This window comes from Leeuwenhoekiella sp. A2, assembly GCF_047946655.1.
GTDB lineage: Bacteria > Bacteroidota > Bacteroidia > Flavobacteriales > Flavobacteriaceae > Leeuwenhoekiella.
Genome location: NZ_CP172311.1, coordinates 262,255 through 285,789, shown reverse-complemented (window position 1 = coordinate 285,789; position 23,535 = coordinate 262,255). Strand labels below are relative to the sequence as shown.

At 37.2% G+C, this 23,535-nt stretch carries 19 protein-coding genes; 6 read left to right on the top strand and 13 right to left on the bottom strand.

Features of this window, described 5'->3' with window-relative positions:
* Positions 1 to 48 precede the first annotated feature (48 nt).
* The 10 genes from ACH3PA_RS01330 to uvrA form a co-directional block, all read right to left on the bottom strand.
* Positions 49 to 363, bottom strand: a complete 315-nt coding sequence (locus ACH3PA_RS01330; RefSeq protein WP_416441285.1) for a DUF6730 family protein — start codon at positions 361 to 363, stop codon at positions 49 to 51.
* Complete coding sequence (locus tag ACH3PA_RS01325; RefSeq protein WP_416441287.1) at positions 360 to 1,187, bottom strand: relaxase/mobilization nuclease domain-containing protein; 828 nt, start codon at positions 1,185 to 1,187, stop codon at positions 360 to 362. Before ACH3PA_RS01325 ends, ACH3PA_RS01330 begins: the two co-directional genes overlap by 4 nt.
* A complete protein-coding gene (gene mbpA, locus ACH3PA_RS01320) occupies positions 1,184 to 1,480 on the bottom strand; it encodes a mobilization protein MbpA (RefSeq protein ID WP_416441289.1) in 297 nt (98 codons plus the stop codon). The genes ACH3PA_RS01325 and mbpA overlap by 4 nt, the downstream gene beginning before the upstream one ends.
* Before the next feature lie 88 nt (positions 1,481 to 1,568).
* Entirely contained in the window at positions 1,569 to 2,423 is an 855-nt protein-coding gene (locus tag ACH3PA_RS01315) for a toprim domain-containing protein (RefSeq protein WP_416441291.1), read from the bottom strand.
* A 179-nt stretch (positions 2,424 to 2,602) separates the two neighbouring features.
* The gene (locus ACH3PA_RS01310; RefSeq protein ID WP_416441293.1) at positions 2,603 to 3,835 is read right to left on the bottom strand and encodes a primase-helicase family protein; all 1,233 of its coding nucleotides are present in this window, start codon (positions 3,833 to 3,835) and stop codon (positions 2,603 to 2,605) included.
* Between the two features lie 62 nt (positions 3,836 to 3,897).
* Positions 3,898 to 4,179: a helix-turn-helix transcriptional regulator gene (locus tag ACH3PA_RS01305; RefSeq protein WP_416441295.1), complete on the bottom strand. Its 282-nt coding sequence runs from the start codon at positions 4,177 to 4,179 to the stop codon at positions 3,898 to 3,900.
* A 271-nt stretch (positions 4,180 to 4,450) separates the two neighbouring features.
* Positions 4,451 to 5,581 (bottom strand): site-specific integrase, encoded by a 1,131-nt coding sequence (locus ACH3PA_RS01300; protein ID WP_416441297.1) that lies wholly within the window; start codon positions 5,579 to 5,581, stop codon positions 4,451 to 4,453.
* Between the two features lie 222 nt (positions 5,582 to 5,803).
* Positions 5,804 to 7,240: a tRNA uridine-5-carboxymethylaminomethyl(34) synthesis GTPase MnmE gene (mnmE, locus tag ACH3PA_RS01295; protein ID WP_416441299.1), complete on the bottom strand. Its 1,437-nt coding sequence runs from the start codon at positions 7,238 to 7,240 to the stop codon at positions 5,804 to 5,806.
* Positions 7,241 to 7,387: 147 nt separating this feature from the next.
* Positions 7,388 to 7,927: a hypothetical protein gene (locus ACH3PA_RS01290; protein WP_416441301.1), complete on the bottom strand. Its 540-nt coding sequence runs from the start codon at positions 7,925 to 7,927 to the stop codon at positions 7,388 to 7,390.
* Between the two features lie 216 nt (positions 7,928 to 8,143).
* Positions 8,144 to 10,927 (bottom strand): excinuclease ABC subunit UvrA, encoded by a 2,784-nt coding sequence (uvrA, locus tag ACH3PA_RS01285; RefSeq protein ID WP_416441303.1) that lies wholly within the window; start codon positions 10,925 to 10,927, stop codon positions 8,144 to 8,146.
* 228 nt (positions 10,928 to 11,155) lie between these two features.
* On the opposite strand from uvrA, the gene ACH3PA_RS01280 reads away from it, so the two are divergent.
* Together ACH3PA_RS01280 and ACH3PA_RS01275 are read left to right on the top strand one after the other, a co-directional pair.
* The gene (locus ACH3PA_RS01280) at positions 11,156 to 11,740 is read left to right on the top strand and encodes an RNA polymerase sigma factor (RefSeq protein ID WP_416441305.1); all 585 of its coding nucleotides are present in this window, start codon (positions 11,156 to 11,158) and stop codon (positions 11,738 to 11,740) included.
* Positions 11,741 to 11,799: 59 nt separating this feature from the next.
* On the top strand, positions 11,800 to 11,946 hold the full coding sequence (locus ACH3PA_RS01275) for a hypothetical protein (protein ID WP_416441307.1): 147 nt from the start codon (positions 11,800 to 11,802) through the stop codon (positions 11,944 to 11,946).
* Between the two features lie 20 nt (positions 11,947 to 11,966).
* Here the strand turns inward: ACH3PA_RS01275 and ACH3PA_RS01270 are convergent, their stop codons facing one another.
* A complete protein-coding gene (locus ACH3PA_RS01270) occupies positions 11,967 to 12,629 on the bottom strand; it encodes an endonuclease III domain-containing protein (RefSeq protein WP_416441309.1) in 663 nt (220 codons plus the stop codon).
* Positions 12,630 to 12,664: 35 nt separating this feature from the next.
* Between ACH3PA_RS01270 and bcp the strand changes: the two genes are divergently transcribed.
* The 3 genes from bcp to ACH3PA_RS01255 all read left to right on the top strand — a co-directional run bounded on the left by bcp (position 12,665) and on the right by ACH3PA_RS01255 (position 16,819).
* A complete protein-coding gene (gene bcp / locus ACH3PA_RS01265; RefSeq protein ID WP_416441311.1) occupies positions 12,665 to 13,117 on the top strand; it encodes a thioredoxin-dependent thiol peroxidase in 453 nt (150 codons plus the stop codon).
* Between the two features lie 219 nt (positions 13,118 to 13,336).
* A complete protein-coding gene (locus tag ACH3PA_RS01260; RefSeq protein ID WP_416441313.1) occupies positions 13,337 to 14,911 on the top strand; it encodes a hypothetical protein in 1,575 nt (524 codons plus the stop codon).
* A 75-nt stretch (positions 14,912 to 14,986) separates the two neighbouring features.
* Positions 14,987 to 16,819 carry a cytochrome c peroxidase gene (locus ACH3PA_RS01255; RefSeq protein ID WP_416441315.1) on the top strand — a complete coding sequence of 611 codons (1,833 nt, stop codon included), beginning with the start codon at positions 14,987 to 14,989 and terminating at the stop codon, positions 16,817 to 16,819.
* A gap of 120 nt (positions 16,820 to 16,939) precedes the next feature.
* On the opposite strand, the gene ACH3PA_RS01250 is transcribed toward ACH3PA_RS01255, so the two are convergent.
* Both ACH3PA_RS01250 and ACH3PA_RS01245 read right to left on the bottom strand, forming a co-directional pair.
* Entirely contained in the window at positions 16,940 to 18,727 is a 1,788-nt protein-coding gene (locus tag ACH3PA_RS01250; RefSeq protein WP_416441317.1) for a RagB/SusD family nutrient uptake outer membrane protein, read from the bottom strand.
* 24 nt (positions 18,728 to 18,751) lie between these two features.
* Positions 18,752 to 22,048 (bottom strand): SusC/RagA family TonB-linked outer membrane protein, encoded by a 3,297-nt coding sequence (locus ACH3PA_RS01245; RefSeq protein WP_416441319.1) that lies wholly within the window; start codon positions 22,046 to 22,048, stop codon positions 18,752 to 18,754.
* A gap of 442 nt (positions 22,049 to 22,490) precedes the next feature.
* On the opposite strand from ACH3PA_RS01245, the gene fbp reads away from it, so the two are divergent.
* On the top strand, positions 22,491 to 23,498 hold the full coding sequence (gene fbp, locus ACH3PA_RS01240) for a class 1 fructose-bisphosphatase (RefSeq protein ID WP_416441321.1): 1,008 nt from the start codon (positions 22,491 to 22,493) through the stop codon (positions 23,496 to 23,498).
* Positions 23,499 to 23,535 lie beyond the last annotated feature (37 nt).

Here is a 23,535-nt window from a genome sequence, read left to right as displayed (position 1 = left end):
AAACAGACAGGTTTTTTTGAAAGAAAAAATCAATTCCTTTATCACCTATTAGCGTAGCAGCAGGTAAACAATAGCAAATACTTGTGAAAGAAAAAGAAGTAGGACTAATACTATCAGCCAATTCGGAATCGTTCGAGAGTGCTTAATCCTGTTCAATAGTTCTTTTCGATTTTCATGTTGAGCTGTTTGATCAATGTGTAGTTTTCTAAGATGCTCTTCGATTAACTTTTCAATCTGAGTACTGTCAGCTTTAATAGCTGTGCTTTTAAGGCTTTTTTCAATCATCTCTAAGCGGTTTACTTCTTCCTTAAAGGAGTGTAGCTCCTCAACGAGCAGTTCTGATATTAGTTCCAGTTTGGTCATATTCCAATACCTTTATCGATTACAATTTTTAGGATCTTCTTAGCCACTGCTTTGGCCAGGCTTGGAGCAATAGGCACGCTTCTTCCGGATATAGCGACACTTTTTGCACGGTTGATTGATTTCAGCAAATTACTTGCAGACATCGAACGGTGAACGTCACTACCCTTTATACTTTGTCCTTGGTACTCAAAGCGAAAACCCTGAAGCTGTTTGGATTTATTGATTACCGGAATTACATTAATCTGCTGTTCCCACATCCTGTTGATATAGGTCTGCAGATCTATTGTTCTATCCTGACTAATGGCATTATGATGTGCTTTTTGTATTTCAGTTCGAACCCTACCCAGCTCCAGACTCTTTTCATACTGCACGTCTTTAACCGTTTGAATCCCCAGTTCTCTGGCAGTGCGCTCCGCTGCTAATTGACTTTGCTTTCCAATAAAGCTGTCGTTATATGCCCTACCATTTAGATCGATACGATTGACATAGAGATGCACGTGGGTGTGCTCTTTATCCCTATGCACATAAGCCACTGCCTGGCGCTCCTGTAATTTCATTTGTTGTATAAAGGTTTTGGTAAGTTCTCCAAGTTCCCAGTTGCTAAGATTTTCTCCATCACGAACCGTTGGGCTTAAAATAAAGCTCAAGGTGTTGCGCTCACAGTTTTGATTGAGCTCTTGTACGGCTTTAAATTCCTGAGCGATTTTTTCTGCAGTTTCTCCAACGATTAGATCACTATAAACCTGCTCAGCCTCTTTCTCCTGATTATTGCCATATCTTAAAGCGCCAAGGGTACTAGATATGGAACTTCCTTTGCCAATCATTTGAGTATAGTTTTTAAATGTTTCTTGATTTCTTCAGCGACCTGAATAACTTCCTGACTGAGCTTTGGGTTTCCTTTTTTATACATATTCCCAATCCGTTTAAAATTGTTGTGATACTTCACTAGCATTTTATAGGTATCCATATGCTCTTCATTCATACGCTCGGTGATTTGTTGTTCCATTAAGCTATTTCTGCAAAATGCACTTAAGGAAGAACCCGCAGCTTTAGCTTTGATCTGCAGCAATTTTTTCTCATAAACGCTGCATCTGAATTTGATAAGTGCTCGTTTCATCGTTTGTATTTTTTCTTTGCAACCATCGGGAGCAAAGCAAGATTGTGGCCACAGCCACACATCTTGCCCTGCTTTCCAGAAAGCAGTTTTAATTCGTTTTCATTAGCCAGGCATTTAAGTCTTTTTCAGCTCTATAGAACTCCGATTTATCGATACAAGTTGAAGTTGAATTCAAGAAGAAAGCTGTGGTATCTCTTCCAGCTTCATCATTATCCAAATACAGTTCAACAATTTCATAATGATCATAATAGGGGAGTGCTTTATCTGCAAAAGCAATGGAGTTTAAAATCAGAAAATCAGCTTCGCGTTTTATATTTGGATAGATTGTAATCAGCGATAACAGATCAAACATACCTTCCAGAACCATTAAATTCTGAGACTCATTTTTGATCCAGGTCAGATCTTTTGGAGAGCTGGACGATTTAAAATATTTATTTCGGAGTTCCCATCCTCCAGAATAGTTTTTAAGCCCAATGGCGAAACCATATCTATCATTAATCGTATAATGAACCTCTTTACAAAATTTCTTCCCTGCAATCAGACTGATTTTCCGTTTCTTCAAATACTGTAATAAAGCTGGATGCTGAATGCGCTTAATGTATTTGATTTCAATTCCAGATTCCTTGAAATTAGTTTCCTGCTGCATTGAAAGGTTGTCATTCCCTGTTTTGATTTGAGCTAAGATTACTAATGCATCACGCACGGATACTTTTGAAAGGGCACAAACCAGATCGATACAGTTGCCGCCTTTACCCAATCCGTGATCGTACCAGCAGTTTAATTTTTTAGATACTTTAAAGGATGCTTGGGTTTCTGACCGCAGGGGACTCAGAAACCAAGCTTCCTTTTCCGTATTGCGAGAGGGATAGTGTCCTAAAAATCCCAGCGCCTCTACGATGGGGATTTTTCGGGCTCTTTCACACGATATTTCTTTTTTTTTCATCTGCGTTCTATTTTTAGAAAAAAAATGATGATTTGATGACAAATCCTGTTAAGCCTTATAAACAGTAGTCTTAACCTGTCATCAAAAATTCATCGTTTCATCATTTTTGCTTTTTTAAGCTTCGTTTTTGTCATCATTTATTTTTTTGATGACAGTTTGATGATAAAATGATGACAGCTTCAACCCTTGTAAACAGTGGGATTGTCATCATCTGTCATCGTCTCATCAAAATTTTGGTCCAGAAATTCCTTTTTCACGGTAAAGAAGCGGCCTTTAGCCTCTATCAAATTGATAGAACCATCAGCCCAGATTACGAACTTTCGATATTGATTGGAGTTGGGTTGATTGGTCAATTTCCATTCTACCTTCAATAATTTACGCAGTTGTGTAAGATCTGTTTTGATTCGAGTTTTATTCAGTGCATTTAAAGCATCTAACGGACAAAAATCTACTTTCTCTAAATCAAACTTTTCAAAGACACCCATAAGGATACTGGCCAATTCTTTTTCTACCCGGTTTCTATTGTTTTTTACGAGTCTGGAAAGCGCAGCAGTTTTTATCTGCCCAGGGGTAAACCACATACGTGTTTTGTGAGTGGTACTTAGCTTTCGGTGTGACAGGAAGAATAAGAAAGCCGGGATTTCAGCAATAAGCTGCTCTAAAAAGTTGGTATGCTCCTTTTTGATTGATGGTACTTTCAACACCCAAAAGCGGGTTTCATTAGCATCTATCTTTATAAAGTTATCTTCATTGTTACTGCAGAGAATAAATTTGCCAAAGAATTCTACTTCGCGCTTATCTTTTCCTTTAGCTTCCAGCTTATTGATATTTGTGGTACTCAGGTATTTGATACGTTCGGTGAGCTCTTCTTTATTGAAGAGTACTTCATCAATACAGATGAGCAGTTTATTTGCCCAATCGGAATTAAACTGACTACTGAAACTGTCGTTGGTCAGATAAGTGAGGTTATTCTCAAATATACTTTTAAGCCATTTTAGAAAGGTGCTTTTACCGGTAGAACGTTCTTTGGAAACCAGGCAGAGAATAGGGAGAACCTGAACTGGTTTTGTATAAAGAAGCTGTAAATAATCCAATCCCAGTTGTAGTTGATTACCAAATATGTGATTTAAAAATTTAGTAGTAGTATCAAAAGCCCCCTCATGGGGTAGCTTACTAAGTGGGGAATAGATGTTATAAAATCCTTTGTACTCCTGTTTAAAATTGATGTGATTCGGAATACAGGTAAACCCATCATACTTAGGTATTTTGTTCAGATAGGCTTTTCCGTGATCTTGTTTGATGGTCTCAATATTCCAATGAACAAGAAACTCATTAAAATGTCCGGCAATAGTAGGAGCGGCGACCAACTTATAATAGGTGGTGCCGACCTTTTTATAGGGTATAGCTTTCATAAATGATAGTATTAATAGTGAAGAGAAACCCTGATTCGGATAAAATCAGGGTTTAAAGGACCCTAGCGTTTCTTTAGGGTATAGTTTAGTGCTTCTTGTTTTATCTGCGAAGGAGATTTGCGCTGATTCTTCAGGAGCCATTTATTGAGCAGGTCTATATCGAAGTAAATAAGTTTTCCTCCTGGCTTGCTATGTGGGATATTTCCTGTTGAAGTTAGTTTATATAAATAGCTCCGCGAAATACCTGTATAGTCACAGGCTTCATCAAGGGTGAGTACTTTTTTCTGAGCTAGTAAAAGCGATTCGATTCGCTCCAGCCTTTCGTCTAAATCAATAGTGTTCATCGTATTCGATTTTAAAGTGAATAGAGAACAAAGCGCTTTGTTTGTGTTTGTTAGAATTCTAAAATTAAAAGTAGAGCTATGATTAATTAAAGTGTTGTTTTTAAAGCAGTATTTATTCACAAATAATTAGAAAACAAGCCTCTATACCATTTGATTTCAGATCATATCAAATGATTACAAATAGAATTTTTACATGTTCATGAGCATAACAAATACTGCTAAAATAAACGCGTGAGAGCGACTTTACCGTAAGTTATTAACAGGTAAAGTTTTAGATTTCCAATTTTGGGATCAAATAGGCCGCTTCTTTTTTCTTGTTGTCTACAATTTTAGCATAGATCTGAGTGGTGCGAATTTCTTTGTGTCCAAGAATTTTAGAAACGGTATAAATATCTGCTCCGTGCTCCAGTAAAAGTACAGCATGGGTATGTCTGGCACTATGAAAAGTAATGTGTTTGGTGATTCCGGCACGCATGCACCAACGGAGTATTTCTGCGTTAAAGTGAGCGCCATATTTCAAACCTTGAAATACGCGTGTGCTTCCAAGCTTTCGGCTACCTAGAATATTCCGTGCCTGTTCCGATAAGTATTGGTATTCTTGCGCGGCAGTTTTTTTCTGCTTGAATACCAGTCTGGAGCCGTCTTCTTCATCCCGTACTTCATCCCAGGTAAGTTTATTTATATCACTCCAGCGCAATCCGGTAAGACAACTAAATATAAAAGCATTTTTCAGTATTTGATGTTTGCAGTAAGCTTTTACTAAGTTTTGCAATTCTTCATACGTGAGATATTCACGAGTGGTCTCGCCCATAGCAAAACCTTTTACAGTAGTGGCGTAATTACGACTGGTATAGCCATCGTCAAAGGCTTGGCGTAAAGCAGCCTTGAATTTATTGTAATAGGAGTATTTAGAATTTTGGGATAATAGGGTATTCGATTTAGTCTTAGCTTTTTTGTTTAGGTATTTCTTAAAGCCTAGTACAAATTCTTCATCTAAATCCTCAAATGTAACATTCTTGTTTTTACAGTAGTTCTCAAGGTGATTTTGAGCTGCATCCCAATTGTCATAATTACCTTTACTCTCGTAGCGCTCTTCTTTCACCTTATCATAATAGGTGAGAAATAATAGTTTACCCTTGGATCTGTCTTTGATTCCATATTTTCCCTGAGCATATTCGGCACGACGAATAGATAGTATTTGCTCTGCCCTTAATAGAGTTTCTTCATTTTCTTTTTTTTCTGAAGCATTTTTTGGATTAATATGCAAATACTCCTTAAGATATTCGAACTCTCTATTATGAATTTGCTTTCCATTCTCATCTAACGCACTGCCTTTATAATAATCAAGGTAGAGGCTATACTTTCCCGAAGCTAATTTTTTCTTTCGAAGTTTTATTTTCATAACCAACTAATTTTCATAAAGATAAAAAAATCATTCTTCGAGATACATATTATGCACCTCAAAGTTTTAATTTTAACATCGGGGTACATATAAGATACATAAAAGGAGTAATAATAGTCTTATTAAAGAAAAATTGAAAAATAAAAAAAGGGCTGAAAAGCCCTTTGAATAAAGAAGTTTGATATTAAATGATATTAATTGAAATCAAATAAAATCTTCTGTTTATTTTCCAATACAAAAATTTGCAAAGATATTCCCCAGCAATTCATCATTGGTGACTTGCCCTGTGATCTCTCCAAAGAAGTATAGTGCTTCTCTTATGTCGATTGCCATTAAATCTGAAGAAAGGCCGATGTTGATTCCTTCTTGTACTTTTTCTATTTCCTGTAGCGCTTTGAGTAAAGCATCATAATGACGCGAATTTGTTACGATTGTTTCGTTATTGTGTAGCGCGCCAGTATTTACAAAATCGAGCAAAGCATTTTGCAATTCTTCCACCCCGATTTTTGATTTGGCTGAAATTAGCAATGTGTGTGATTTCTCGTTACTGCTCGAAATGGCTTCCAGATCTTCTTGTAACTGATCACGTTGCTCTGGGCTTAGTTGGTCAACTTTATTGGCTACAATAAGCAAAGGTTTTGCCGGAAATCTGTTTTTGATCTTTTCAATTTCTAATTGAAATTCTTGTAGTGCATTCCCTTTTATGGATCTGCCGGAGAATGAGGGGGCGGCATTTAACAGATAGACTACCACCTGCGCCTGACTTATTTTTTCGAAAGTTTTTTTTATTCCCAATCCTTCAATTACATCAACGGTTTCGCGTATACCGGCTGTGTCTATAAACCGAAAACCAATACCATCAATAGATATCTCGTCTTCAATCGTATCTCGTGTTGTTCCTGCGATATCACTCACAATTGCGCGTTCTTCGTTAAGCAAAGCATTAAGCAAGGTAGATTTACCTACGTTTGGCTCGCCAACAATGGCAACAGGAATACCGTTTTTGAGCACATTGCCGGTGGCGAAAGAATCGATGAGACGTTTAAGTACTTTTGTGATTTTTGTGATCAATTCCTGAAACTGATCGCGATTAGCGAACTCTACATCTTCTTCGGCAAAATCTAGCTCGAGTTCTATAAGGGAAGCAAAATCGAGTAATTCCTGCCTTAAAACGGCTATTTCATTGCTAAAACCTCCTCGCATTTGCTGCATGGCGAGTTGGTGTGAAGCTTCGTTATCACTCGCGATAAGATCTGCAACAGCTTCCGCCTGGCTGAGGTCCATTTTGCCATTGATGAATGCACGTAAGGTAAATTCGCCAGCTTTCGCCGCACGGCATCCTTTTCGCAAAAGCAATTGTAAAATTTCCTGCTGTATATAATGACTGCCGTGGCATGAGATTTCTACCGTGGGCTCGCCGGTGTAAGAGCGTGTTCCTTTAAAAATTGATATAAGAGATTCATCAATAATGCGCGCACCATCTACAATATTGCCCAAATGCAAGGTGTGGCTGGGCTGCCCGATGAGTTTCTTATTGCTTTTAGCTTTGAAAACAGAATCTACTATCGCGATAGATTCTGGGCCTGAAACTCGTATTACCGCAATAGCACCTGCGCCGCCTGGAGTTGCTAATGCTGTGATTGTGTCTTGTATCTGCATAGGGTCAAAATTACAAAATATGCAATGAGATATTACCTAACAATTGTGCATTAAAAAATCCCTTACAGAACATGCTGTAAGGGATTTTCAACTAACTAACCAACTAAAAAATCAAACTAATCAAACAATTTAATCCATCAACAGGATTTAATCTCTTTTACGTTTTCTCTCACCGTACTCTACGTATGATTTACTTTTCTTCTTCATATTTACATGATGACCGTTGTGATCACCTTTGTATATTTTATTGTTCATCTTGATATTACCAATGCGAACAATTCTGCCTTTTTTGTATTTTATATTAGAATTACCTACCCGAGCGATCTTTCCGTTTTGTTTGTAAAATAAAGGAACATTTCCTACTTGTATTAGACGTCCTGCACGGTCATATCTTACATAACCCGGTCTGTAAATTTCTCTTTTATTGATGACTACAGATTTATTGCTGTGTATCTCTTTTACAGATCTGCGCCCTATATTTACAGAAGAGCGCGGCATATTAAAATCTACTGTTCCGTTAGGGTAAATAAGAAATTCGATTCCGTTTTCGATAACCGCTACTGGAGCAAAAGGAGAATGCGATTTTACCTCAATATTAACCGATTTTTGAACTGTAGGAGTGGTTTTTGCCTGCGCAGCTGCTCCTATAAGAAACAAGGCTGCTAAATAAAGTACTTTTGTTTTCATAACTACAAATTTTACGGATAACCATTTTTGAAAAAAATTATCCTGGTTTGTATTAATGAGATTCCAAAGCGTGTGCCAAAAAATAAAAATCCAGATTTATCAGTTTAAGATGAATCTGGATTTTACAATTTAAAAATCTGGTTTTTAAGACTAAAAATCGGTTATTTTGGTCGAAAAATAGACTAAATATTTTTTCATTTTCAGAACGAAATTGCTCTAAAATTTCTCTTTTAGATAGTTTCCGGTGTACGATTTTTCGTTTTTAGCTACTTCTTCAGGAGTTCCTGCGGCGATTAAATTACCGCCTGTCTCACCACCATTAAGACCAAGATCAATAATATGATCTGCGCATTTTATAAGATCCAGATTATGCTCTACAACAATTATAGAATGACCTTTCTCAATTAAAGCTTCAAAAGAAGCCAGTAGTTTTTTAATATCGTGAAAATGAAGTCCTGTTGTAGGTTCGTCAAAAATAAAAAGCGCCTTATCTTTTGTCGTACCTTTCACAAGAAAGGAGGCCAACTTAATACGCTGCGCCTCGCCGCCAGATAGGGTAGAGGAGCTTTGTCCTAAAGTTACATAGCCCAGACCAACGTCTTGTAGCGGTTTTAATTTACGCGTGATCTTGTCTTGTTTGTGTTTATGGAAGAAAGCGATTGCATCATCAATTGTCATATTTAAGACGTCATCAATGTTCTTTTCTTCAAAAGTAACTTCAAGCACTTCCTTTTTAAAACGCTTACCGTTACAGGTCTCACACTCCAGATGAACATCTGCCATGAATTGCATTTCTATGGTAACTTCGCCTTCACCTTTGCAAGTTTCACAGCGGCCGCCATCTACGTTGAATGAGAAATGTTTGGTCTTGAAATTGCGAATTTTACTCAGTTTTTGATCTGCGAAAAGCGATCTGATATCATCATAAGCTTTTATATAAGTCACAGGATTAGAACGGGAAGAGCGACCAATAGGATTTTGGTTCACAAATTCTACACTTTTTATCGGGTCATATTTCCCTTCAATACCTGTAAATTGGCCGATTTTCTCCCCATAACCTCCGGTTTCTTTGAGCATGGCGGGATAAAGCAATTTCTTAACCAGCGTACTTTTACCACTTCCTGAAACTCCGGTTACTGCGACGAACATTCCCAAAGGAAAACGCACGTCAATATTCTTAAGATTATTCTCACGAGCGCCAAGGATGTCTACATAATATTTATAGTCACGACGCTTTTCAGGTACTTTGATTTGTTCTGTGCCATTAAGATATTTCGCCGTAAGGCTGTCACTTTTTAAAATCTGTTCATAGTTTCCTACAGCTACTACTTCGCCACCCAGAGTTCCCGCTTCAGGACCAATATCTATGATCTCGTCTGCGGCTTTCATGATGTCTTCGTCGTGTTCTACAACAATAACGGTGTTACCCAGATCGCGCAGATCAAGAAGCACATCAATGAGTTTTGCAGTGTCTTTGGGATGCAGGCCAATGCTAGGCTCATCAAGAATATACATAGAACCCACAAGGCTGCTTCCCAACGAAGTTGCAAGATTTATACGCTGAGATTCACCACCGGAAAGTGTATTTGATTTTCGGTTTAAAGTAAGGTAATCAAGACCCACTTTAGAGAGAAACTCAAGTCTGCTGGTAATTTCCATGAGCAAACGTTTTGCAACCTGCTGGTCATAATCTGAGAGTTGAAGATTTGAGAAGAAATCTGCTACTTTATTCAGCGGAAGCGTAACCAGATCTGTAATTGTAGTGTCGCCTACTTTTACATAATTAGCTTCCTGGCGCAGGCGTTTGCCGTTACAGGTTTTACATTTTGTTTTTCCGCGGTAACGCGAAAGCATAACCCGGTTCTGAATTTTATAAGACTTAGATTCAAGGAACTCAAAAAACTGGTTTATACCTTCAAAAAACTGGTTTCCACCCCATAAAACCTCCTTTTGCTTATCTGTAAGTTCGAAATAAGGTTTGTGAATAGGAAAATCAAATTTATACGCGTTGTTCACCAGTTGATCCCGATAATAGCTCATGCTCTCGCCACGCCATGGGAAAACAGCATTGTCGTAAACTGAAAGCGCCGTGTTCTGAATGACGAGATCTTCATCAATCCCAATCACATCGCCATAACCTTCACAAGTAGGGCAGGCACCATATGGATTGTTAAAACTGAAAAGGTGCACATTTGGCTCCATAAAAGTTATTCCGTCAAGCTCAAAACTATTGCTAAAGACACGTTGCTCGCCGGTTTCCATTTTTTCAATAATGGCTTCGCCTTTACCTTCAAAGAAAGCGGTTTGCACAGCATCTGCCAGCCTATTATAAAAATCTTCATCATCGCTTTTTACAATACGATCTACAACCAGGTAAAGCGTGTCACTGTCTTTAAGATTTGTTGCTTCATCTATGCGTAACACATCATTATTGACCTTGATACGGGCGTAACCCTGCTGCAAAAGAATGTTTATTTTCTCTTCTATTTTTCGGCCTTTTTCAACCGATATTGGTGCCAAAAGGAGCAGTTTTTCACGGTCTTCAAACGATTTTACGTAGTTAACAACATCTGTGACCGTATCTTTTTTTACTTCGTTACCAGAAACCGGAGAATATGTTTTGCCAATTCTGGCGAAAAGCAACTTTAAATAATCATATATTTCTGTAGATGTACCAACGGTAGAACGCGGGTTAGTCGAGTTTACTTTTTGCTCTATGGCAATTGCCGGTGCAATACCTTTTATATAATCAACTTTAGGTTTGTTTAATCTGCCTAAAAATTGTCTGGCATAAGAAGATAAGCTTTCTACATAACGGCGTTGTCCTTCTGCATATAAAGTATCAAATGCAAGACTTGATTTACCAGATCCTGAAAGACCTGTAATGACTACTAGCTTATTACGAGGTATAAGCGTATTTATATTTTTAAGGTTATGAAGTTTTGCCCCTTTTATAATAATATTCTCTTTGGGACTTGCGGTAGATACGTCTATATTCATAGCAGATATTAAAACTGCTGCAAAGATAATTTATATGAATGATACGCAACTTAGAATTTGCCTAACGTCCTGTTAATGTTAAAATTGTTTACACCATTTTTTTATTTGGAATGAAAGTTGTTATATTTACCCCATTGTTAACATAATCACAACGCCTATAGCATAGTATTACTCTTTTAGATTTAAAAAACATGGCTCAATAGCCATAAAACCTACAAAAGTGATACTATGAAAGATGTGTTAATACCTGATGCGACCCTAGTCAGTAACTACATACAGGGTGAGGAGCAGGCTCTCTCAGAATTGATATCGAGGCACCAGCAACGTATTTACAGTTTTATTTACTCAAAAGTTTACGATAAAGATATCACAGAAGATATTTTTCAGGATACCTTTATTAAAGTCATCCGTACTTTAAAACGAGGTGGTTATAATGAAGAAGGTAAATTTTTGCCTTGGGTAATGCGTATTGCTCATAACCTGGTAATTGACCATTTTAGACGTAACAATCGCATGCCTAAGTTTGATAACTCTGGTGAGTTTAGCATTTTTTCAGTTTTAAGTGATTCTGGTCTTAATGCTGAAAAGCAAATCATAAGAGATCAGGTAGAATGTGATGTGCGCAGACTTATAGAAGAATTACCAGAAGATCAAAAAGAAGTTCTTGTAATGCGCATCTATAAAGAGATGAGTTTTAAAGAAATTGCAGATAATACAGGGGTAAGTATTAATACGGCTTTAGGCCGAATGAGATATGCCTTAATCAATTTGCGAAAGGTAATTGACAAGCACAACATAATTTTAACAAATTAATGTAAACTAAAATGCCATAAGGTGCGTTTAGAAGTATATTATCTTTAAAAACGTAATAAATGGCACACATTTACTCTGAAAAACAATCACAGAAATGTGATGAAATGAAACCTAAAAAAGAAACAATAGATTTTCTACTGAATTATTCAAAGGCTTTAAGTGTTATGGATTATAAGTATGGGAAGTTTGAAGCCCTTCTCAATTAATTATTGAAAAGTCCGCTAATTTATTTTAGCGGACTTTTTTTATAATATTCTTTCAGTACACTTTTACGGCCTATTGTGGCTGTGATAATATCTTTGTTTAGATTCCACCCGCGTGCCGGGCTGTATTGCCTGCCGTACCAGATTATTTGCAAATGCAGTTCGTTCCATATAAATTCTGGAAATAAGCGTTTTGCATCTTTTTCTGTCTGCACAACATTCTTACCATTGCTTAGTCCCCATCTGTACATTAATCTTTGAATATGGGTATCTACAGGAAATGCCGGAATATTAAAAGCCTGAGAAACCACAACACTTGCCGTTTTATGACCCACAGCCGGTAGTTCTTCCAGCTGCTCTATAGTTTGTGGTATCTGCCCATTATACTTTTCTATAATAATTTGAGAAAGACCGTGAATTCCTTTGGCCTTCATAGGCGAAAGACCCACAGGTTTTATAATATTTCTTATTTCGTCTACAGACAATTTTACCATATCATAAGGATTATCTGCAACCTCAAACAGCAGAGGCGTAATCTGGTTTACTTTTACGTCTGTACTTTGAGCACTCATTAAAACTGCGATAAGCAACGTGTAAGGATCTTTATGATCTAAAGGAATAGGTATTTGAGGATATAAGCGCTTTAACGTATCAATAACAAATGTAACCTTCTCGGCCTTGGTCATTTTCTTTACTTTTAAGGACAACAAAAATACATATAATGAATACATTAAAAGAAGGTGATCAGGTTCCTGATTTTACAGCTGTAGATCAGGATGGAAATAACATATCATTAAGTGATTATAAAAGCAAGAAGCTGGTGGTTTTTTTCTATCCTAAGGCGTCTACACCCGGTTGCACAGCAGAGGCATGTAACTTACGCGATAACTATAAAGAATTGCAGGACGCGGGTTATGAATTATTAGGCGTGAGCGCAGATTCCCGAAAAAGGCAAAATAGTTTTAGAGAGAAATATGAGTTTCCTTTTCCATTACTGGCAGATGAAGATAAAACGGTAATAGACACCTTTGGCGTTTGGGGGCCCAAAAAATTTATGGGTAAAGAGTACGACGGTATTCACCGCACTACCTTTATTATAGATGAGACCGGCAAGGTTGAGAAAGTAATAGACAAAGTGAAGACAAAAGACCACGCTGCACAGATAATAGCGTAACGACATTGCCATATTAGATTTAAAAAAAAGAGCCTTTATTGGGCTCTTTTTTGGTTTAAAACCATTGTTATTAAAAATGAATCTAATTATTAATGATGACCTAACCTTTATAACATAACGGTGAACTTAATTTAATCAAACAGCCATATTCACATAACGAGTTTTCAATAGGCGGGAGATAGATTTGTGGTACTAACTATAAACTTAATATTATTAGAAATGAATACTTTACGAAAACTTGTATTGCAAATTTTTCTTTTTTCGTCTATTGGCGCTGTTTTTACCAGTTGTGATGGAGAAGATGGAATGGACGGAATAAACGGCGTTGATGGTACAGATGGTACTGATGGCGTAGATGGTCAGGACGGTGCAGATGGAGAAGATGGCTCTGATTTTACACCAGAACCGGGACTTTTTTCAAACAAATCTAACTTAGATCCTTTAGTGGCAATGATGCCTCAATTTAATTATGTGAAAGCTTACTCTTTATTGAGTTCTTCAGACACATTAAGCAATGATTTTAAACTGGTAGGCGCTCAGGATGGTGCTGGTCTTCTTAAAGATCCTAACAGCGATGGTTACATTTATGTAGTAAATGCAGAAGACACATATGCTGTATCTCGTATTATGCTAGATAAAGATCTTACACCATTAACAGGTGAGTGGTTACTTAACTCTGGTGTTGCAGATATCGCACGTCAATGTTCTGGTACTATGTGGGAAGCTGCTATTCACGGTGGTTCTCAGGATCTTTTCTTATCTGCTTCAGAATCTATTAATTATGATGTAAAGGGAATTGATCCTTATATGGATCCTACGCCAACTGCAGACTTTGGTTTAGATGCTTTAGGTGAATTCTCCTGGGAAAACGCCGTGCCTTTACCCCAAGGAGCTTATGCAGGCAGAACTGTAATTATAGGAGGTGATGATGATTCTAGCGGTTCGCAAGGTCAGGTGATCTTATATTATTCTGAAAACGGAGATGCCGATTTAGAAAATGGAAAAATCTACGTTTTAAAACTGAAGCAAATTTCAGATGGTCTGGGCGGTGTTGCAGATGTTGTAGATGGAACTATTTATAATGAAAGCAGTCTTGATTTTAAAACTTCATACGACGTTGAGTTTGTAGAAATACCTAATGGGGCAGCTATGACTGTAAGCGAGATGGAAGATGCTTGTGTAGCTGCAGGTGCTAGTGCTTTTATGAGAGTAGAAGATGTAGATTATCAAAAAGGATCTGATGACAATGCTAAAAATGTTTATTTCGCTGTAACAGGAAGAGGTCCGGGTCAGGGTACTTATAACGATTGGGGTACAGTTTACAAACTAGAACTTGATGACGATTCACCACTTACTGGTAAGTTAACTCAGGTGATAAGCGGTAATACAGATACTAACAATATGGATGGTAATCTTGCCTCTCTACAAAGTCCAGATAATATATGTGTGACAGAGAATTTTGTATACTTCCAGGAAGATCCTAACTCATTCTCAAGAAATCACGCTGCATATATCTACCAGTCAGATTTAGATGGTAATAACATAGGCGTAGTTCTTGAATTAGTTATAAGACAAGACCTTGCAATCAATGGCAGCACTGGTTACAGTGGTGAGTTTGGGGCGCTTACAGATGTTTCTGAAAAAGTAGGAGTACCGGGAACTTTTATGCTAAATCTTCAACCGCATTATTGGGAGAACAACACATTTAGAGGCAGAGACGGTCATAGTTTACCAGATGATCAGGAAGACAGACAAGGCGGGCAAATCGTTTTATTACAAGGCTTACCAAGATAATTTAGAAAAATAATTCTTTTCATGAAAGACCTCCACAACCTGGAGGTCTTTCCTTATTAATTAAAAAATCATAAAATGAATAAGGGTTATTTCTATCTTTTTTTAATCTCTGTACTATTCTCGGTCTCTTGTAAAAATGGTGAAAATTATCAGGATAATTCAGTTGATATTTCTGCTAACTGGGAGGCTGCAAAAAGTATTTATTTTGAGAGTATAAATAAGTCAATAGCATATTTAGATTCTTTAAAAGAAATATCGGTTTCAGATAAAAAGGCAACGACCTACTTTATAAAAGCACGTCAGGAATTTAAAAAGGCAGAACCTTTTGCTTCATATCTATATCCAGAAGTTGGTCACAGAACAAATGGCCCGGCGCTGCCCATTTTCACAGATGATACTCAGCGGGTGCTAAGCCCTACCGGACTTCAAAAAATGGAAGAATCTATTTATGAAGGTGAAGTTAGTGACGCTACTTTTAAGAGTGAACTTGAGAGTACGCGGGGGTTAATGGATGTATTGCGAAAAGGAATCGATAAGCACGACCTCGACCCACAACGGTTTTTTATTGCGACGCATCAACAATTACTGCGCATAATTAGCCACTCTATCTCTGGTTTTGATACGCCTGTGAGCCATCTGGGGTTAAAAGAAGCAGGAATTTCATTGCAAAACCTTCTTGATGTTTATAATGCTTCAATTGCTGAGGTAATTAAGAAAAACAATTCCGATTTAGATAAAAGCTTTCGCGAAAATATAGCAAAATCTACCGATTTTATAGCTAAAAACACCGATTTTGACAGCTTTGACAGATATACTTTTATTCGTGATTATGTAAATCCCGTTACTCGAGATTGGGTGTCCATTCGCAAGGCCAGCAATTTGTGGGAGGGCGTAAACAACAAGCCTTTTAATTTTGACGCGCCTACTTTTTTTGAAGAAGATTCATTCAACGTTGCATTTTTTACTCCGGCAATAAACCGAAACCCCACAGAGAAGCAGATCGCTCTTGGCAAAAAATTATTTTTTGATCCTAATCTTGCGAAAAATGGAAAAATGGCTTGCGCTACCTGCCATATTCCAGAGCAAGCATATGCTAACGATTTAGCTTTAAATCTTGACAATCTTGGGGAACCCTTGCAACGCAATACACCTACTTTAATCAATTCAGTTTATCAGCAGGCCTTCTTTTGGGATGGAAGATCAGGAACGATTTTAGATCAAATTTCATCGGTTTTCACTAATAAACAGGAGTTTAATTCTAGTGTTCATGAGTTTTCTGATGCGATTCTTCAGGATACCACCTACGTTAAATTATTTGATGAAGCGTATGGCGGAATTTCAGCTAAGAATACCAATGTCATCAAAGCGATATCTTCTTACATTTCCACCTTGAGTGCATTCAATTCAAAATTTGATAAAAATATAAGAGGAGAGGAAGATACTTTCACTGCTCAGGAAAAGGAGGGTTTTAATCTTTTTATGGGCAGAGCGCTTTGTGCTACTTGTCATTTTATGCCACTAACTAATGGAACGGTTCCTCCGTTTTTCTTAGATAGTGAGAAAGAAGTTATAGGCGTACCAGAAACAGCGCAGAATAAAAAGTTAGATGACGATCTGGGCTTTTTCTGGAAATATGAAAAAGAATTACAACGCGGGATGTTTAAAACACCCACGGTGCGCAATGCTGCAGTGACAGCGCCTTATATGCATAATAGTATTTACAGTGCGCTGGAAGAAGTAATAGATTTCTACAATTCTGGTGGAGGAGGAGGTTTGGGATTTGATCTTGAATTTCAAACATTACCTTTTGATGAACTCAATCTAACTAATGAAGAAAAGGCAGCTTTAGTTGCTTACATTAAAACCCTTACAGATACAGATGTAAAACCTTATAAAGCTCAAATTTAGTTTATAAAAATTGGGTTTTTGGCTCAAAAATCGGCCTGAAATACTATAAAATCAGGTAAAATAAAAAAGCTCTGAAGAATATCTCCAGAGCTTTTCGTTTTAAAATGGTTAGGTTAATATTTAATATCCAGGATTTTGAGTAAGTGTAGGTTGACCGTCTGCACCAATACTCAAATCAATTTGCGCCTGAGGTATAGGATAATATTCACTTTTACCGGGAATAAATCTACCACCTCTTACGTCTGTTGTTATATTACCCTGATATTCAAAATATGAATTAAGGGTTTCTTCTGCTATTCCCCAACGTACAAGATCAAAGAATCTGTGCCCTTCCATAGCAAGTTCTAATTTTCGTTCAAAATAGATAGCTTCTAATGCATCTTGCTGAGAACCAAATTGAGCAGCAGTATAAGGCTCAATATTATAATTTGCAGCATTTTGATTTTCATCAAAACCACCCATAGGATCAGATTCATCTAAATATTTTTTAAGGAATCCTGCAGGGTTGGCTGCTCTTTCACGCACTCTGTTCACATATTGCATGGCAGTGGGCAAACTTCCTGCTTGCGCTTCTGCTTCTGCTGCCATTAAAAGAACATCTGCAAAGCGAATGATATGCACATTTATCGCAGTACCGGGTGCCCAAGAGCTTTGGTCTGCATAAATATCTTGTGTAGCCTGATAATAGATATTCTTTTTAGGAGCGTATGGCCCACCATAAGTTTGCTCACGTACCCAAGCCATACCCGGGTGATTTCCCCAATCATGATAAGGAATTCCTCTTCGGCCAATAGTCCAGTCTGCTCTGGGATCAAGAGAACCAGTATATGGTGTGAAAGGTTCTGTTGACGTTATACCCATATCATTTTTAACAGGATTGGCATTGTAGTTCTCCAAATATGGAAGACCTGTAGTTTCATCTGTTTTGTATGAATTCATAAGATCCTGTGACGGTTGATAGAAACCACAACATCTAAACGGACTGTTGTATGGGAAATTTAATTTTCCTCCCTGATTAGAGTTTGTTATTGTCGATGTACCATCATTTGCCACCATCTGAATGTCGAAAACAGTTTCAGCATTGTTTTCTGTTGCAGCGTCAAAGTTATCTTTGAAAATAGGAATTAAATCATATTTAGTCCCTGCAGAGTTTACTCCTGAAGTGATGACGGTATTAAGTATATCTCTGGCCTCAGTGAATTTCTTTTCAAATAGATAAGTTTTACCTAAATAAGCACCGGCAGCCCATTTGTTTGCTCTACCAAATTCCCCTTGTGTTGCAGGAAGATTCTCGTAAGCAAACTGAAAATCTGCTTCGATCATTGGCCAAATATCAACATTATTGGGTTGCTTAGGATCTTCAGTATTCTCATCAATCCAAGGCACCATATTAAACATTTTCTTGAGTTCAAAATAATAATGACCTCTTAAAAAACGTGCCTGGCCTGCAATATTATTACGTTCAGCATCAGTAAGATCTTCCACGTTCTGCAGAATACTTAATGTATTATTACACCTCGCTATACCTTCATAAACAGCTTTCCATTTTGTATTATAGAAACCATTAGAAGGGTTAGAAATGAATTTTACGATCTGGTCAATTGCAGGTTGATCCCCACCAAAGCTACCTTTACTGGCTTCTCCACCGGCAACCGTACCATAAACCCAATCATCTGGAGCGGCTTCCCAGGGGCCACCGCCACCTAATGCATTATCTGCATCTTGTTGCCCATCTAAGGCTCCATAAGCTCCCAAAAGGAGTTTTTGCACACCATCTTTGGTAGCTACCACATCATCACTTAGTTCACCTAAAGCAGGTTGTTCTATAAAATTATCTGAGCAGGAACTTAACAAGAGTGTTGCCACAATTGGGATATAAGTACTGCTTATTTTTTTTATTATGTTCATTGCTTTTATTTTTTGTTTCATTAATTAAAAGGAAAGATTTAATCCTAAAAGTAGTTGTCTCTGGTTAGGATATGCTCCTTCATCAATACCAGTGTTTACAGCACCACCACCTGCGATCTCAGGATCAATACCAGAATAATTAGTAATTGTAAACGCATTTACCAATTGAGCATAAACTCTCAATTTTGATATATTAACTTTTTCTAACATGCTGGGTGGTAAAGAGTATCCTATTTGCATTTGTTTAGCTCTTAAATAAGAACCATCTTCTACGAAATAAGAGTTAGGTACATCTGCAAGGCTAAAAGAACCTGTTGTTTGTTGTATGGGCGCGCTGGCGTTCATATTTGTAGGCGTCCATGAGTCATACAAGGCTGTACTACTCTTAGCACCTATAAAAGAACTGTAAAAGTCTGTCCACCATTTTACCTGATTCCAAATGTCATTACCCTGAGAACCGTATAAGAACATGCTAAAATCCCAGTTTTTATAGGTCAATTCCAGATTTAGTCCATATGTAAAATCAGGGTTAGGGTCGCCTATGAAGGTACGATCTGCATCTGTAATTTGATCATCCCCATTTATATCTGCATAGCGGAATCTACCTACAGCAACATCAGATTGATAAACTGAATTGTTATCTCCTGTTGCTGCAATTGCAGCAGCATTAGCCTGATCTATTTCGCTTTGAGAATCCCAAAATCCTTCTGTTTGATAGCCAAAAAACTGACTTAAAGAATGACCTTCTGCATTTCTAATGATGTTACTTCCGTTAAAACGACGTCCTTCAGCATCAAAATGGTCAATACCATCTGCAATACTTACGATCTCATTGCTATAACTCGTGAAAGTAACTGTTGTATTTAGACGTAAGTCATCAGACAAATTAAAATAAGTGGAAAGGTCTATATCAATACCGCTGTTTTTCATCTGACCCACATTTTGAAATGGTACTGTTGCAGTACCTACAGTAGCAGGAAGACTGGGATTATATAGAAGGTCTTTGATGTCTTTTCTATAATAATCTACGCTTAACTGAAGTGTATTATTAAATAAAGTAGCGTCCAGACCAAAATTTGAATCGGTATCCTTTTCCCATTTAGCATCGGGATTTCCTATTCTTGACTGTCTAAAACCTTCTGCAATTGTATTGTTAGAACCTGAGATGTCGTAATAAGAATTCAGGTTATCACCCCCAAAAGTTGTAAAACCGTTAGGCGGATCTACGTTGATCTGGTTACCTCTAACACCATAACCACCACGTATTTTAAGATCATTAAGCCAATCTATTTCAGGCATGAAGCTTTCGTTCATTATATTCCATCCCACACTTACCGCAGGGAACCAGCCGTATTGTTCATTTAGAAAGCGAGATGAACCGTCACGTCTAATAGTGGCACTTAACAGATATCTATCGTTAAAATTATAGTCTACTCTACCTATAAGAGATGATAAGGCATCTGCATATTTCAAGCTATAATTGGTTTGTGTACCAGAACCTGTATCAAGAGTAACATAATCTGGATCAAAAGAGAAATAACTTTGTGTTGTACCACCTACTTCACGACCTCTGTTCTGGTAAGCTTCTGTACCTACTAATACCGTTAAGTTATGTTTGTCGTTGAATGTATTTTTATACTGCACCGTATTCGTCCATGTCCAGTTATAATTTGTAGCTGCAGCTTCGGTGTAAGAATTAACCGTTAGGTTTTCAGAGTTTTCATATTCAGGATAAGCAAATGAATTGAAACTGTTAGTATAATACTGGCCACCAAAACTAGTTCTAAATGTAAAATTCTTGACGAAATCTATTTCAGCAAAAACATTTCCAAAAAATCTGCTAGAAACTCCTCTGTTATTTCTTCTCCTATCTGCAATAGCTACCGGGTTTTTAGCATTTCCTAAGTCGGAACCAAAAGAACCTGCATAATTTCCCATAATATCATAAACCGGAATAATAGGTAATTCGCGATAAGCCATACCAATTACACTGCCTTCTGTTAAAGCATCAATTGTAGGATTGTCACGTACTGCAAAACTTATATTTTGACCAACTCTAATTTTATCGGTGATATCGTAAGTAGCATTTGCACGTATAGTATAACGTTTGAGATACGTATTTTCAATAGTTCCTTGTTGGTTAAAATAATTTAATGAAAGAAAATAACTACCTCTGTCACTACCATTACTTACAGATAGGTTGTGACTGGTTATGCTGGCTGGACTAAAAATTTCCTGAAACCAGTTTGTACCTTGCTTATTAGCTTCTACAATACGATAGAAATTATTTACATCTGCTGTGTTTGTGTATTCAGGATTTACATTATATAAGGCCTCGTCTACTGTCATTGCTCCTACAGGCGCAATATAATTTGGTAAAACAGCATCAGGACCGCTACCATATTGACTATGGTTTATGGCTGCTCCCGGATTAGTATTTCTAAGTGCCAGAAAGGTAAGATCTGCAGTTTCCTGAGAGGATAGAATATCCCACGGATTTCCGCTCTGTACCATTTGCATACCAAAATAAGAATCATAATTAACTCTCATTTTACCTTTCCCTTTTTTGGTTGTGATAATAATAACTCCATTTGCAGCTCTTGCTCCATAAATAGAAGCAGATGCAGCATCTTTTAATACCTGTAGACTTTCTATGTCATTAGGATTTATGTCTGCAATGTTATCTGTAGGAATACCATCTACTACATACAGCGGACTGTTATTACCAAATGTGTTAGCTCCACGTATTTTAATTTGTGGTGCTTCACCCGGTTGTCCACCACCGGTTATTGTAACCCCTGAAACTCTACCTTGTAATTGGTTGGTTATCTGCCCAGATGGTTGCTGTACCATCTCATCTGTCTTAACAACAGATATAGCACCGGTTAAATCTTGTTTTCTCTGTGTTCCATAACCTACAACTACAACTTCTTCAAGAGCGGCTGCATCTTCGGCCATAGATACATCGATTGAGTTTTGAGCTCCTACAACGATTTCCTGAGTGGCGAAACCTACGTAACTAAATACTAATGTTGCCCCGCTTTCTGCTGAAATTGAGTAGTTACCATCAAAATCTGTTTGTGTACCTGTCGTGGTTCCTTTTACTAAAATACTGGCTCCCGGTAAAGGTGCGCCATTATTGTCTGTAACAGTACCTGTAATGGTGTTCTGCAGCACGCCCTCTTCATGTGCTACTTTAACCATTTCAGGACTTGCTCGAACCAACTGGGTGGCTAAACAAATCATAGAAAAAAGACCTACCTTAAGAAAGGTGAGGCCTGTTCTGGATTTTAAATACTTGTAATCGCATTTTTGATTCATAATTGTTTGATTAGGTTAATTTAACTTGATAAGAATTGAAAATACATTGGTTTAAAACGGCGGGTTAAACGTTAACAAAAACCAAATTTCTATAGTAATATTAAAAAAATTATCAGCACTAATAACAATCATATGCAACTTTTTTACAAAAAGGATGCTTTATTTTTGCTATTAACCTATTTAAATCTAGGTATAAATGTTAATGTCTAAAATATACAATGACCCTTTTGAGAAAATGAAAATTCCTAGTAAAATCTTATGAAAAACGCGGTTCTGAGACGATAAATCGCACTGTTTTATTATGGTCTTAATAGTGAGGTATTTATGAAAAAATGAGGATATTTATGATAAAATATCATTTAATGGAAAAAAGTAAGTCGAAATATGTTAGGAATATAAAATAATCAAAATGTTATACTAGTAATCTAAACAGCAAAAATTTATGCATAGACACATTACATTAGGTGAATTTATTATAGAAAATCAAAAGGATTTTCCATATGCCAAAGGAGAATTAAGTGCTCTTTTAAGTTCTATTCGTTTAGCCGGAAAAATGGTAAATCAAGCTATTAATAAAGCCGGTCTTTCCGAAATTTTGGGTAAAGCAGGGCAGGATAATATACAGGGAGAGGAGCAGGCTAAGCTTGATGTAATGGCAAATGATGTATTTATTAGCACCTTGCGAAGTAGAGGAGAGATTTGTGGTCTTGCCTCAGAAGAGATGGAAGATTTTATGGTATTTGATGACGATATACATAAAGAAGCTAAATATATCGTCTTGATAGATCCGCTCGATGGCTCCTCTAATATAGACGTTAATATCACTGTAGGAACGATTTTTAGTATCTACAGGCGGATTTCTAAAGTGGGCTCTCCCATAACTATAGACGATTTTCTACAGCCAGGTATTAACCAGGTTGCCGCTGGATATTTAATCTATGGTACTTCTACAATATTAGTTTATACTACAGGTAATGGGGTAAACGGTTTCACTTTTGATCCGGGAATTGGATCTTTTTTTCTATCACACCCCAATGTGAAATTTCCGCCTACAGGTAAAATATACTCAGTCAATGAGGGGAATTATATTCATTTTCCTGATGGCGTTAAGAAATTTATTAAATGGATGCAGGAGCTTGATGAAAGTGACGGGCGCCCATTCACCTCCAGATATATAGGATCTTTAGTAGCAGATTTTCATCGAAATATGCTTATGGGTGGTATTTATCTCTACCCAACAGGAACCACTTCACCTAAAGGTAAATTACGCCTGCTTTATGAATGTAATCCTATGGCTTTTTTAACTGAACAAGCCGGTGGGAAATGTACCAATGGTACTGTAAGAATTATGATACTGCAACCCAACGAACTTCATGAACGCGTTCCTTTTTTCTGTGGGAATAAAAAAATGGTTGAAAAAGCAGAAAGTTTTCTGGCAATGAATTCTTAAAGCAGTCGTAAAGCAAGGGTTTGTTAAACTGTGTTAA